At 52.0% G+C, this 13,603-nt stretch carries 10 protein-coding genes; 3 read left to right on the top strand and 7 right to left on the bottom strand.

Going from position 1 to position 13,603, the window contains the following annotated elements; translation table 11 throughout:
- Position 1 precedes the first annotated feature (1 nt).
- Positions 2-3,073: an efflux RND transporter permease subunit gene (locus ACXAFQ_RS00175; RefSeq protein ID WP_474817597.1), complete on the top strand. Its 3,072-nt coding sequence runs from the start codon at positions 2-4 to the stop codon at positions 3,071-3,073.
- Entirely contained in the window at positions 3,066-4,505 is a 1,440-nt protein-coding gene (locus tag ACXAFQ_RS00170) for an efflux transporter outer membrane subunit (RefSeq protein WP_474817596.1), read from the top strand. The genes ACXAFQ_RS00175 and ACXAFQ_RS00170 overlap by 8 nt, the downstream gene beginning before the upstream one ends.
- A gap of 164 nt (positions 4,506-4,669) precedes the next feature.
- Here ACXAFQ_RS00170 and ACXAFQ_RS00165 read toward each other — a convergent pair whose 3' ends face one another.
- The 7 genes from ACXAFQ_RS00165 to ACXAFQ_RS00135 form a co-directional block, all read right to left on the bottom strand.
- Positions 4,670-5,110, bottom strand: a complete 441-nt coding sequence (locus ACXAFQ_RS00165; protein WP_474817595.1) for a (R)-mandelonitrile lyase — start codon at positions 5,108-5,110, stop codon at positions 4,670-4,672.
- 63 nt (positions 5,111-5,173) lie between these two features.
- Complete coding sequence (locus ACXAFQ_RS00160; RefSeq protein ID WP_474817594.1) at positions 5,174-5,968, bottom strand: carboxymuconolactone decarboxylase family protein; 795 nt, start codon at positions 5,966-5,968, stop codon at positions 5,174-5,176.
- Between the two features lie 10 nt (positions 5,969-5,978).
- Positions 5,979-6,443 (bottom strand): (R)-mandelonitrile lyase, encoded by a 465-nt coding sequence (locus tag ACXAFQ_RS00155; protein ID WP_474817593.1) that lies wholly within the window; start codon positions 6,441-6,443, stop codon positions 5,979-5,981.
- Between the two features lie 573 nt (positions 6,444-7,016).
- Positions 7,017-7,235: a hypothetical protein gene (locus tag ACXAFQ_RS00150; protein WP_474817592.1), complete on the bottom strand. Its 219-nt coding sequence runs from the start codon at positions 7,233-7,235 to the stop codon at positions 7,017-7,019.
- 55 nt (positions 7,236-7,290) lie between these two features.
- Complete coding sequence (locus tag ACXAFQ_RS00145; protein ID WP_474817591.1) at positions 7,291-8,064, bottom strand: hypothetical protein; 774 nt, start codon at positions 8,062-8,064, stop codon at positions 7,291-7,293.
- Positions 8,065-8,247: 183 nt separating this feature from the next.
- Complete coding sequence (locus ACXAFQ_RS00140; protein ID WP_474817590.1) at positions 8,248-9,819, bottom strand: sugar porter family MFS transporter; 1,572 nt, start codon at positions 9,817-9,819, stop codon at positions 8,248-8,250.
- Positions 9,806-10,807: a LacI family DNA-binding transcriptional regulator gene (locus ACXAFQ_RS00135; protein ID WP_474817589.1), complete on the bottom strand. Its 1,002-nt coding sequence runs from the start codon at positions 10,805-10,807 to the stop codon at positions 9,806-9,808. Before ACXAFQ_RS00135 ends, ACXAFQ_RS00140 begins: the two co-directional genes overlap by 14 nt.
- 278 nt (positions 10,808-11,085) lie before the next feature.
- Here ACXAFQ_RS00135 and ACXAFQ_RS00130 point away from each other — a divergent pair, with 278 nt between their 5' ends.
- The gene (locus ACXAFQ_RS00130) at positions 11,086-13,587 is read left to right on the top strand and encodes a glycoside hydrolase family 3 protein (protein WP_474817588.1); all 2,502 of its coding nucleotides are present in this window, start codon (positions 11,086-11,088) and stop codon (positions 13,585-13,587) included.
- The last annotated feature ends 16 nt before the right edge of the window (positions 13,588-13,603 follow it).

Genomic DNA, 13,603 nt, shown 5'->3' with positions numbered 1-13,603 from the left:
TATGGCCTTCACTGATGTATTCATTAAGCGCCCTACGCTGGCAATTGTGATCAGTTTACTGATCCTGCTGATCGGGGTCAGCGCGTTCTATAATCTGCAAATCCGCCAGTATCCGAAAATGGAGAGTGCGACCATCACCATCGACACGTCCTTACCCGGTGCGACCCAGGAAATGATGCAGGGTTTCGTAACCCAACCCATTGCACAAGCAATCGCCACCGCCAGTGGAATTGAATATCTGTCGTCAACGTCCCGTCAGGGCAGCAGCCACATTTCAGCCAAGCTGGTACTGAATGCCGATGCTGACCGCTCAATGACTGAGATCCTTGCCAAGGTACAAACCGTTAAATACAAGCTGCCGGAAGGGGTCACCGACCCGGTGATCAACAAAATTACTGATGGCGCATCCGCTATCCAGTACGTGGCGTTTACCAGCGACCAGCAGTCAGCGTCGGAAATTGCGGATTTTGCGACCCGGGTAGCACAGCCCCTCGTTACGGCGGTGCCTGGTGTGGCGTCTGCGGCTATTGCCGGCGGCGCGCCGCTGGCTATGCGTATCTGGGTTGACCCGGTGAAGCTGGCAGGCAGAAACCTCAGCCCGTCTGATATCGCCACCGCGCTGCAGCAAAACAATGTGCAGGCGGCACCGGGCCAGCTGAAAGGCGGTGGTACCACGGTCAATATTACCGCCAATACCGACCTCACCAGCGTAGAGGCATTCCGCAACATGATTATCCGCGAATCGGGTAACGATGTGGTGCGTCTGAAAGACATCGCAACCGTGGAAATCGGCGGGCAGAATACCAACAGCGTCGCGCTGAGTTCAGGCAAACGTTCTGTATTTATGACCATCTCCCCGACCCCGGACGGCAACCCGCTGGAAATCGTGGCTAGCGTGAAGGCGTTGATTGAAGACATACAGAAAGTCGCCCCACCGGGCATGGTCATCACCAACCAGTTTGATGTGGCGCACTTTGTTGATGCCTCTATCGAAGAAGTTCAGCACACCCTGATTGAAGCTATCGCAATTGTCATCGTCGTGATATTTCTGTTCCTGGGCACCTTCCGTGCGGTCATTATTCCGGTAGTGACCATACCGCTGTCGCTGCTGGGAACGGCAGCGCTGATGGTCATGTTCGGCTTCTCCCTGAACCTGCTCACCCTGCTGGCAATGGTACTGGCCATTGGTCTGGTAGTGGACGATGCCATCGTGGTGGTAGAAAACATTCACCGCCATATTGAGGAAGGACATTCGCCGTTTCAGGCCGCGCTCATCGGTACCCGTGAAATTATCGGCCCGGTCATTGCCATGACGATTACGCTGGCAGCCGTTTACGCCCCCATTGGCATGATGGGCGGCCTCACCGGCGCACTGTTCAAAGAGTTTGCCTTCACGCTGGCAGCATCGGTGGTGGTCTCCGGCGTTATCGCCCTGACCCTGTCGCCCATGATGAGCAGCCAGTTACTGGACTCCAAACTGACTGAATCGAAAATGGCCCAGCGTGTTGAACACACCATGGAAAGCCTAACTAACGACTACACCCGCCTGCTCGACAGTACACTGGTGAACCGCCCGGCTGTACTGCTGGTTGGCGTGGCCATTCTGGCCACCATCGTGGTGTTCTTCATGAGTGCTAAACGGGAACTCGCGCCCCAGGAAGACATGGGTTATGTGTTCGTGCAGACCAAGGCGCCCCAGCATGTGAGCGTGGATTACACCGAGAAGTACAGTGCCGCGGTGGCCTCGCAGTTCACGGAGCTGCCGGAATTTGAGAACAGCTTTTTCGCAGTCGGTCTGGAAACCGAGAATGTGGGCTTTGGCGGGATAATCCTCAATGAATGGAGTGAGCGTACCCGCACCGCCGACGACATTCAGGGCGAACTGATGGGCCGTACTGCAGGTATCACCGGGGTGTATTCCTCCGTGTTCCAGGACAGTCCGCTGCCCGCCAGCACAGGCGGACTGCCATTCCAGATGGTTGTGCGTTCGCCGGACGACTTTAGCAGTCTGTTCCAGACCTTACAGGGCCTGAAAGGCGCGGCATGGGGCAGCGGTTTGTTTGCCTTTGTGGATAGCGATCTGGCGTTCGACAGCCCGCAGGCACATATTACCGTGGATAAAGACAAAGCCGGACAGCTGGGCGTCAGCATGACTGAAATTGCGAATGCGCTTGCGGTGCTGGTAGGTGAAAACTACGTCAATCGCTTCAACTGGTTTGATCGCTCCTACGATGTCATCGTGCAGGCCAATCAGGAAGATCGCCTGACCGCAGAAGATCTCGGCGAAATATATGTGCGTGCTAACACTGGCCGCCTGATTGCCCTTTCGACGTTCATCGACGTGGATATGCGTTCACAGGCGAATCAGCTGCCCCAGTTTAATCAGATGAATTCTGCCACGGTTTCAGGTGTACTCCTGCCCGGCGTGACCATGGGACAGGCGGTGGACTTTATGCGTCAGCAACCGCTGCCGGATAATGTCACCATCGACTGGCTGTCGAACAGCCGCCAGTTCGTGCAGGAAGGGAACAGGCTGACCGTCTCTTTCATCTTTGCACTGATTGTTATCTTTCTGGTACTGGCCGCGCAGTTCAACAGCTTCCGCGATCCGCTGGTTATTCTGATCACCGTACCACTGGCAATTTGCGGCGCACTGGCCCCGCTGTATCTGAGCTTTACCACGCTGAACATCTACACCCAGATTGGTCTGGTCACCCTGATAGGGCTGATCTCAAAACACGGGATCCTGATGGTGAGTTTTGCTAACGATATGCAACAGCACGACGGTGTCAGCAAGCTCGAGGCGATCCGCCATTCAGCGGCTGTGCGGATGCGTCCGGTACTGATGACCACTGCCGCCATGGTGGCAGGCCTTATTCCGCTGCTGTTTGCTGCCGGAGCCGGCGCTTCCAGCCGCTTCGCGCTGGGCATTGTGGTGGTGATGGGCATGCTGGTAGGCACCTTCTTCACCCTGTTCGTGCTGCCAACACTTTACGTGCTCATTGCCGGAGACCACCGCGAGAAACCGCAGGATGATACCTCCCCTGCACACAAGGAGCTGGCCCATGACTAAATCGCTTACCGCGCTTGCCATCGCATTGAGCCTTACCGGTTGCAGCAGTATGACCCGGGTGGAAACACCCGAAGTCAGTGCGCCGGCTCCGGCCACATTTGAAACCACCGACAGCGCCTTCAGCAATGCTGCCACACCAGTAAAATGGTGGACACTGTATGAAGACGACACCCTGAATCAACTGGTTGAACAGGCTGTTGCCGCCAACCGTGATTTGCGCGTCGCCAGCGCCAACCTGAAACGTGCCCGGGCGATATTTGAGGAATCTGACAGTCGCCGTTTACCGTCCACATCGGTGGATGCCTCGCTGGCTTATGGTGACAGCATTCCAATGACGGGCATGCCCACGGGCACCCGACAATGGTCTGATACCGGCAGTTTCAGTGTTAGCTGGGAAACCGATCTGTTTGGCCGGGTCTCTCATGCTATTGAAGCCGCCGAGGCAGACATCGCTGTACAACAGGCTCTGCGAGACGGCGTCGCATTACAGGTTGCCTCAGAAACGGTTGAAGCTTATCTGCTCGCCTGCACACTGGCGGAAAGTAAGAAGGTGGCTGAAAATTCACGTGACGTTACCCGCTCCCAGCTAGAGCTCGCTGAAAAAATTCAGCAGGCCGGTGCGGCAACGCGGGCAGAGACGGAAAGCGCCAGAGCGGCCGTGATGGTAGCGGAAGCTGAGATCCCGGCACTGGACGCAGGGCGTCAGGCTCAGCTGTTCCGTCTGGCAGCACTGCTTGGCACGATCCGCAGCAAGTTACCGGATAGCGTGGATGATTGCACGGCGTCACCGCAAATTGCTGGTATCACACCGGTGGGGAATGTGGCTGATATGCTCAGACGCCGGCCGGATCTGCGCGAAGCCGAACAGCAACTTCGCAGCGCCACGGCATTGAACAGCCTAGCAGTCGCTGAGCTTTATCCCAGCATTTCGCTGGGCGGCAGCGTGAATTACTTCGATAGCCATCAGTCCGCGGTGTCGGACAACTGGTCGTTTTCAGTGGGTCCGCTGATATCCTGGCAGTTCCCGAACCAGCAGGCAGGACGCGCCCGGGTGCGTCAGGCACAGGCCACGGTGGAGGCTTCGGTTGCCGCATTTGAAGGCAGCATTATCAAAGCGCTGCAGGAAGTGGAAACGTCACTGACACGGGTGACTTCATTCGACCAGCGCGTGGATGCGCTGGAACAGGCGGCTGAACACGCCGAACTGGCTTACAAGCTCACTAACCTGAGTAAAATCGCTGGTGCCAGTTCATACCGGGATGTGCTGGAAACTCAGCGGGACTGGCTGCTGGCGAGGCAAGCCTTTCTGAATGCCAGACAGCAACAGGTGGCACAACGAGTCACCCTATTCAAGGCATTAGGCGGCGGTTGGAAAGCTCTTCCGCTGACTGCCAGTCAGGACAATTCAGCCAGCCCGACGCAACAGCCTTGAGCGCTGAGATAAGCCCTGGGCGCAGGTGTAAGCCCTGAGCCTGGCAAATAAAAAAGCCCGGTCTCGCTTCACAGCGGGCCGGGCTTTCGCTTACTTGTCAGTATATGCGTGTAAGCTTTTACTTGTCACAGGAAACCACACGCGCTGAATCATACTTTTAAAGCTTAGTCGTTAGTTACCGGAGTTTCCAGAAACTGTTCGTCAGTAACGGGTTCCATCCAGTCTACCGGACTGCCGTCTTTTGCTTCATTCACGGCCACGTGCTGCATCGACGTTTTGTCGGTGGCTCCGTGCCAGTGGCGACGACCGCAGTTACACCAGATAATATCGCCCTCGCGGATTTCCCGCTTCGGTCCACCTTCACACTGATGCCAGCCTACGCCGTGGGTGACAACCAGCGTCTGGCCCAGTGGATGGGTGTGCCAGTTGGTGCGCGCACCGACCGAGAAATTAATGATGCCGACACCGACCCGGGAAGGCTCAGGCGCACTGAACAGGCCGGAAATATGTACTTTACCGGTAAAGTTCTCATTGCCGCCATCAATCGCTTTGAATTCGCTGGCACGGATAATTATCATATCCTGATTTATTAAATCTTCGCTCATAAATCGTGTCCCCTTGATGCTGCAGATTCGACGGGCATCGTTGCTGCCCGGCGAATTGATAAATTATTTCTCGTTACGTTTTTCAAAGATGTCTTTGAAAACCGATAACGCTGAAAACGCCTTTGGCCAGCCGCTGTAGAATGCCAGCTGAGTCAGCACTTCACCGGCTTCTTCCTGGGTCAGGCCATTGTCCATGGCTTTGTTCAGGTGGAAATTAACCTGCTCAACCTGGCCGGTAGCAACCAGTGCAGACACTGTTGCCAGGCTGCGGTCGCGGGGATCAAGACCAGGGAGTAACCATAAGTCACGGAACAGCGCGTCGGTAGTGAACTGCACGGTGCCTGGCGAGACATCACCGTAGTTATCTTCCACCATATTGGCCCGTTGCTTTTCCTGCTCCCAGTTGATGGGCAAGAGGTCTAATTCGGACGATGGCAATTGCTTCGCTTTGATTTTGCGCTCAGCATAAACCGGCCCGATAGCTGCAATGGCCGCCTTGGCGTTAGCAAACCCGGTATAAAACGCGAGGTGATTTATAATTTCAGCAATTTCTTCAGGCGAAACATCGCTGTCCAGCGCTTTGCCTACAATCTCAGGCATAGCGTCTAGCTGGCCACGGGCAATCAGACCGGAAAGGGTCACGATGCTGCGGTCACGGGAGGACAGCGCCTTGCGCTTCCAGAGATCATTGCCGATAACGTTATCAAGGTTTCGCTGCACCTGAGGCGCAACGATTTCTGCATAATTAGACTGTGTCACTGTAGTTTGTCCTGTTGCATAAAATGAAAGTGAAAATAACGTCGCCAGCGCGGTCAGCGCTGCCGGCTTACGAACCTTGTTCAAACCAGAAAGCGTCATATTCCGCTCCTTATTTTTCGTACTGTTCGTCAGTGACTTTTTCCATCCATTCGACGTTCTTGCCGTCTTCGAACATTTGTACCGCCAGGTGGGTCAACATGGTGCTTTCAGTCGCGCCGTGCCAGTGCTTCACGCCTGGTGGCGTCCAGATTACATCACCGGGTTTGATTGTCTGCTTGGACTTGCCCCACTCCTGTACGTAACCGCTACCCGCGGTCACCACCAGATACTGGCCTTTGGGATGGGTGTGCCAGTTCGAGCGCGAGGCTGGTGCAAAGGTAACACTGGCTGCGGATACACCGTTGTCCTTGCTGCTGAAATACGGGTTTACGATGCTGGTGCCGGTGAAGAGTTTTTCGGCGCCGGTGATAGCTTTCTGAGTGCCGTTTTTTGTGATCTCAATGGATTGCGCTGTGGCGAAGCCACATGCAGAGAGAAATAATGTTGCGCTAAGTAATTTTACGGTAAATCGCATGTTTTCAGTTACCTTCCATTTAAACGTATTTGAGAAAACGTGTATTAGAGGTTACGTGAAATGGATGGCGAAGTTTTCCCGTTGTAGTGCAATGCTGTTATGAGCGAAGTTCATTAATCTTTTTCACGCAACCAGCAGTATTTTTCACGACAAGCTCTTTTCCTTTCGGCTCTCAACTCTCGGAGTTTCAGGCAAGAATTTCACAGGATTGTGGCTTATCTGCGCGCCGTCGATCCCAGCCAGGGTGGCAGTGAAAAGGAGGTGAATATAAGTCCTGATTCGCTAAAAAATGCCACTGCTGTATTGCCTAATTCACCATCATCACAACAACGGCGTAAAATGTTGTTTGAGGGCGATTGTGCGGGTATTCACTCAAGTAATTCTGAATGGTTCGTCTATCAGCATTGGTGAGCAGCATGAATTCATGCCTGGCTTTGGCAGCATTTATTCAGACAGAGACGTAGCCGCATTAGCAAACATAGATGCGATAAACCACAAAGAAAAAGCCAGCACTGATATCAGGTGCTGGCTTTTGTTTTTAAGACTCTATGCTCGCTCAATTGTCAGGCTAGGTCATGGCTTGGACGGTGCATCTTTGAGAATACTCAGCATCTTTGGGTCTCCATTAAGTTCGGCGATGTCGATGAGATAACTTTTCTGCAGTTCATCCAATGTTTGCCCGGCAAGAAGTTGCTTAACCCGATCCACTTCGTTATTCGCAATGGCCGATTGAAGCCCTTCCATATTGGCAATAGAACGGGATTCGGCACTTTGACTGCTTTGTGATGACATAATAGGTTCCTCAGAAAAAAGCCCTCATGAGAGGGCCAAAATATGGATCAAAAAATTAGCTTTTCATTTTCATCAAACCTTCAGCTTCCACAGTGAAGGTATTGAAAAACTCCTCTTCCATCTCGCCGGTCACGCGTACACGCTCACCTTTCATCAGTGAGAGTTTACCGTCATCATCCACCGGTGGTAGTTCGTCCAGGTCGTCTAGCTCAACTGTGAGCGTTGAATCACCCACTTCTAACTGCAGTGCCTTTTTACCAATAGACTTTACGGTACCGACGAGTACCATTTCTTCATCGTCCACGTCTAACGCACTTGCAGCACTCAGGTACATATCGGCCGCGTGTTGATCTACATCATCGGCAAGGTATGTGGTTTCCATCTCATCAACAAAAACACTTTGTGCTTTGATCCGCTCGTCGGAAAACAGGCTGTCATCAAGTTGAGCCGTCACCATCACATCTTTGCCTTCGAGTTGCTCATACGCTTGTGCATCAAGATCGGTATTATTCAGCTCTACAAAGATGGTGCCCTCACCATAATCAAGGGTGAAGAATTTGGAATCTACGTCAACCACTTCACCAGTAAGGGTTATCCAGGTGCGAGGCTCGGTGCTCACTTGCGTCATCGTAGTGGAATCTTGAGCTTGCATCTTAGCTTTCTTCATACGCTCATCCACGTATGACATTTCATCTTGTTTCATCTCGGTTGCGGAGTGCTGCATTGCTTCAGCTTGTGAATTAATTTGCTTTGCTGCAGCGGCGCCAGATACTGTCGCCAGTGTTGATGTAACCATTACCGCAGCAAGTGTTTTATTCATGTTCATCATAATGACCTCCAGATTGATATGTCTTTCGAGAACGCTGAAAGCTCATGCAAGGCCAATACCTTCTATAATATTCAGTCACTTACATAAAAATCGCAGTTTTATATCAACCAGGTGGTCAGAAAAATTCGCATGATTTTTGTAGAGTTTACAGGGGCCTTGCGTCTGGCTTGAGAGTGGAAAAGGTTACAAACCCTGCCCTATTTGCTCTAGTGTCCGCCCCCGGGTTTCAGGGAATATTTTGATAACCAACACCAGGCTAATAAACGCAAAAGCGCCATACAAAGTGAATGTCAGGGCCGCTCCCAAATACATCAACTCCCAGGGGAACAGAAGCTGCACCATAAAGCTTGAAAGGGAGTTCACTACGCCGACCAATGAGATAGCGAGTGCTCGGCTCTGGTTGGGAAATATTTCAGCGAGCATGGCCCACATCACCGGCCCCAGTGACATGGCATACGAGGCGACAAAGGCAATAATGCCAAATAATACCAGCGGGGCATTCATGTCGATGCCTTTACTCAAAAGCGTACGCTGATAGTGGTGATACAACTCATCCCCTAGCGCGCTGCGCAGTGCATGCTTGAATTCAACATCAGAATCAAATGCAATACCTTCCAGTGGTGTCAGCGCCGACTGCAGTTCAGCTGAGCCAAGGGAAATTTCAGCTACCTCCACACTGTCCAGCTTGTATGTTGCCTGTTTGAAGCCATACGCGCACACCGACATACTCAAGAGCACGCCGCACAAGCCAGTGATCAGCAGCGGTTTTCGACCCCAGCGATCAATGGTCACCATGGCGACTACGGTAAAAACGATGTTCACCAGACCAATAAAAATGGCCTGCATAAAGGCTGCATCGGTACCGACACCGCTATGTTCAAATATGGTTGGCGCATAGAAGAAAATGACATTGATTCCGGTAATTTGCTGCGCAACGCCTAGAATAAGCCCGATACGTAAAGGAAAGCGCATTTTCGGTGTCAGTAGGAACCCCAGCCGTTCCCGCCATTGCCAACTCTTCTGCTCCAATGAATCGCCGATGGCGGCGAGCTGCTTTTCAGCCTGTTCGCTGTCGAACAGCGAATGAGCGACCTGGCGAGCTTCTTCATGACGATTATTCAGCATCAGCCAACGAGGGCTTCGTGGTACCGTGAACAATAGCGTAAACCACAGCGCCGCTGGTATCACCTCCATGCCCACCATAAAACGCCACGCGTGGTCATTAATGCCTAACTGCTGAACCCACTGAGCCTCACTACTACTGACTTGTAAAAACATGAAATTGCTGAAGTAAGACACGGCGAAACCAAGCACAATATTGAGCTGATTCACCGAGATCATTCGCCCACGATGGAACGGCGCGCTGATTTCAGCAATGTACATGGGCGCGATGAGTAAGCAACAGAACGCCATACCGCCGACAAAGCGGGCGCAAACCAGCATGGTGTAGTTTACCGACATGGCAGACGTTAACGACGACATGAAATAGAGTGCGGCAATGAATATGAGCATTTTTCGCCGCCCTATCACATCACTCACCGCACCAGCGCAGCACATGGCGAACAACGCTCCCAAGGTAGGTGAACTCACCACGAAACCCTGCTGCCATTCAGTCAAACCGAACTCAGTATCGATAAAACCAATAGCTCCGGAGATAACGCTGGCGTCGAAACCAAAAATGAATCCACCAATGGCAACAATCAGCGTATGTCGCAGCGTGGGAGAGACCCGACTAAACGGACTAAAGCGGCCCAAGCGAGTCCCGCTCTATAAGTTCAGGTTCGAATACATGAACAATGGGCTCGGAAGATTTAATGTCGTAAACATTTTCCAGGATCCAAGCAGCCGCCATCTCCCCCATGGAATGTACCGGGTTGTTGATGGTGGTGAGCTTAGGGTGCAAATAACGTGAAAACAGCACATTATCAAAGCCAATGACGGAGAGATCGTCAGGAATAGTCAGGCCCGCTTCCCTGGCAGCTGTCATGGCACCCGATGCCATTTCATCGTTTGCGCATACCAGCACAGAAAGGTCTGCATTGTCGCTAAACAACTTGGCGAAACCGTCTTGTCCAGAGGATTCATGATAGTCGCCCTCAAAAAGCAACGTGGGCTCGTTGTCGATACCCGCATCGTTCAGCGCCCGCAAATGACCATTTAAGCGTTCGGTGGCATCTTGCTTAAACAACGGGCCGCTGATGTATCCGATTCTTTTGTGCCCGTTGTCGATAGCTGCTTTGGTGGCCAAGTAGCCGCCATTTTCGTTGTCGGCAACAAAGCACTGATCTTCCATGCCTTCCACTTTACGGTTTACAACCGCTACCGGCACCCCACTCTTACCGAGTTTGGTAAGATAATCATCCGAAACTGCTTCTGCGTGCAGAATAAGGGCATCACAACGACGACTGGTCAGGAAGTCTATCGCTTCTGTTTCTCTGTGCTCTTCCACATGTCCAGCCGTAATGATCACGTGTTTACCGTGCTTTTTAAGGATGAACTCAATGGTGCTCATCAGCTCACCAAAGTAAGAGCCATGCAGCTCCGAAACCAATAAACCAATACTGTTCGTGCGATTGGAGGCCAGAGACTGCGCAATAGCGTTTGGTCGATATCCCAACGCATCCATGGCATCCAGCACCTTCTGACGTGTACGCTCACTCACCCTGGCATTCCCGTTCATTACCCGGGAAACCGTTGCCAGCGACACGCCAGCCGCCTCAGAGACTTCGTAGATGGTAGCCATAATTGCTTCTTAAGTAAGTGGTTTTATTTTGCTGGTTATATTTTAACAGTAATGTACCTAGAAAAGCCTTTTCGAACCAGTGTTTCACACTCCACCGCAATGAGAGCGGAATGATCAGTTAATCACTATCTGTCCATCGTCCATTTGCGGCTGCTAAAACAAAGACTATTGAACTCGCTCACACTTCATGTAATTATCATGTTAAAAAATGTAAGCACTTTCAAAACAAAAGTAAACCGAAATGTAAGCGCTTTCAAATTTTAATTGGAAGGACACCCATGCGTAAAAAACTACTTTCCGCTCTGATTGCCAGCGCGCTGTTATCAGGTTGCGCGAAATTACCCGAAACAACCACTGCTCAACAATCAGAAACCACAACGATATGGCCAAAGCTGGATATTGCAGTGAAGCAGGACCCTGCTGTAGAAAAGCGAGTTGCCAGCATTTTGGCTTCGATGACCGTTGAACAAAAAGTAGCGCAAATTATTCAGCCAGAAATCCGCAGTGTTACGGTAGAGGACATGCGCCGTTATGGTTTCGGTTCTTACCTCAATGGCGGTGGTTCCTTCCCCGGCGATAACAAACATGCCACGCCAGAAGAATGGATTAATTTAGCAGAAGCCATGTATCAGGCGTCTGTTGATGACAGCCTGGATGGCTCAACGATTCCAACCATGTGGGGAACAGATGCGGTGCACGGCCACAATAATGTGGTCGGTGCCACGCTGTTTCCCCACAACATTGGTTTGGGTGCAGCAAACAACCCGGCGTTAATGGAAAAAATAGCGAATATCACCGCGCAGGAAGTCATGGCCACGGGCATCGATTGGGTATTTGCGCCAACCGTCGCCGTAGTCCGTGACGATCGCTGGGGCCGAACCTATGAGAGTTACTCAGAAAATCCTGACATCGTTAAGGCTTACGCGGCGGCGGTGGTAAAAGGGCTGCAAGGCCATGCTGATGCCGATGATTTCCTGGGTGACGAGCGAGTGATCAGTACCGTAAAACACTTCGTTGGCGATGGCGGTACAGTAAAGGGCGACGACCAGGGCGACAACATCGCTACTGAACAAGCCCTATTTGATATTCACGCTCAGGGCTACGTGGGTGGCCTTACCATTGGCGCGCAATCGGTGATGGCATCGTTTAACAGCTGGCACGGCAAAAAGCTTCATGGCCACCAGTACCTGCTCACCGATGTGCTTAAAAATCGCATGGGTTTCGACGGCTTTGTGGTAGGCGACTGGAACGGTCACGGTCAGATTGCAGGATGCACTAATGACAATTGTGCCCAGGCGATTAACGCTGGGCTCGATATTTACATGGTGCCTTCAGATTGGAAAGCCCTGTATGAAAACACCCTGGCACAGGTAAAAGATGGCACCGTTAATGCCGCTCGTTTAGACGATGCCGTGCGCCGAATCCTGCGGGTTAAAGTTCGTGCGGGCTTATTTGATAAACCAAGCCCGGCGGCACGACCGCTTTCAGGTAACAAGTCACTGATTGGCAGCGAAACACACCGGGAAGTAGCGCGTCAGGCCGTGCGTGAATCACTGGTGTTGCTGAAGAATAAGCACAACTTACTACCACTAAACGCGAGCAGTAAGATCCTGGTTGCCGGTGACGGTGCAGACAATATCGGCAAACAATCCGGCGGCTGGACCATTACCTGGCAAGGCACCAACAATACCAACGACGATTTCCCCGGCGGTAGCTCCATTTATGACGGTATCGCTACTCAGGTCGACGCCGCAGGCGGTAAAGTAAGGCTGTCAGTCGATGGCAGTTACACCGAAAAACCGGATGTGGCTATTGTCGTATTTGGCGAGGAACCTTATGCCGAAGGTGTTGGCGATCGCGACACACTGGTTTACCAGCCCGAAGGTAAAACAGATTTAGCGTTGTTAAAGCAACTGCAAAGTGACGGCATTCCGGTGGTTTCAGTCTTTATTAGTGGCCGTCCCATGTGGGTCAACCCAGAACTTAATGCCTCCGATGCGTTTGTCGCCGCCTGGTTACCGGGCTCTGAAGGCGCGGCGGTGGCGGATGTGTTATTCGGCCAGCAGGATTTTAACGGCACCCTGCCCTTTTCGTGGCCTGCTTCCGGCTCGCAAATTGTGAATATGGGCGATGAAGACTACACGCCTCTGCTGCCATATGGTTTTGGTTTGCGATACAAAGATGCAAATGTGCTTCCAGATAATTTAGATGAAAATTTCTCTACAGATTCAAGTAATGAAAACTCAACTATCGACATTCTGGTTGGTGGTGTATCCGCGCCATGGTCACTTTCTCTACATTCCGGCGATCAGTCACAACGGGTATCCGCTGCAGCCCAATCATTGGGTTCGGTAAGCTATCGAACGGTAGATAAGGTAGTTCAGGAAGATGCCATCAATGTGACTTTTGATGGTAGTGCGCCTGCGGCCGTTGCTTTTCAACGGGATGATAACAGCGCGCCCAATAATGCTGCAGCGTCTCTCAGCGGCTATGCACTGAACGTTAGCTACGCTGTCACAGAAGCGTTTACCCAGCCCGCTTATGTTTCAGTTGCATGTGACTCGTTTGAGAGCTGTGATACACGTTTTGCGCTTAAAGCCTCAGAAGTCACAGACTGGGAAACTATCAGCATCCCACTTTCCTGCGTTTCCAATACGTTAGAAATATCTGCAATCACAACGGGACTTACCGTTAGCACCTCAGGAAAAGGCGCGGTTAGCCTGGCTGATATCCGTTTGCTACCGCCAACAGAAACCGTTGATACGGTTAATTGCAATTAACAAAAAATGGGGCGTG

Source organism: Alteromonas sp. ABH2_165 (assembly GCF_056159945.1).
This window is presented reverse-complemented; position numbering and strand designations above follow the sequence as displayed.

Excerpts from the sequence above, each read along its gene's own strand:
- ACXAFQ_RS00175 (WP_474817597.1), top strand. The coding sequence starts at position 2 with ATGGCCTTCACTGATGTATTCATTAAGCGCCCTACGCTGGCAATTGTG.
- ACXAFQ_RS00160 (WP_474817594.1), bottom strand. The coding sequence starts at position 5,968 with ATGACGCTTTCTGGTTTGAACAAGGTTCGTAAGCCGGCAGCGCTGACC.
- ACXAFQ_RS00165 (WP_474817595.1), bottom strand. The coding sequence starts at position 5,110 with ATGAGCGAAGATTTAATAAATCAGGATATGATAATTATCCGTGCCAGC.
- ACXAFQ_RS00150 (WP_474817592.1), bottom strand. The coding sequence starts at position 7,235 with ATGTCATCACAAAGCAGTCAAAGTGCCGAATCCCGTTCTATTGCCAAT.
- ACXAFQ_RS00145 (WP_474817591.1), bottom strand. The coding sequence starts at position 8,064 with ATGATGAACATGAATAAAACACTTGCTGCGGTAATGGTTACATCAACA.
- ACXAFQ_RS00170 (WP_474817596.1), top strand. The coding sequence starts at position 3,066 with ATGACTAAATCGCTTACCGCGCTTGCCATCGCATTGAGCCTTACCGGT.
- ACXAFQ_RS00135 (WP_474817589.1), bottom strand. The coding sequence starts at position 10,807 with ATGGCTACCATCTACGAAGTCTCTGAGGCGGCTGGCGTGTCGCTGGCA.
- ACXAFQ_RS00130 (WP_474817588.1), top strand. The coding sequence starts at position 11,086 with ATGCGTAAAAAACTACTTTCCGCTCTGATTGCCAGCGCGCTGTTATCA.
- ACXAFQ_RS00155 (WP_474817593.1), bottom strand. The coding sequence starts at position 6,443 with ATGCGATTTACCGTAAAATTACTTAGCGCAACATTATTTCTCTCTGCA.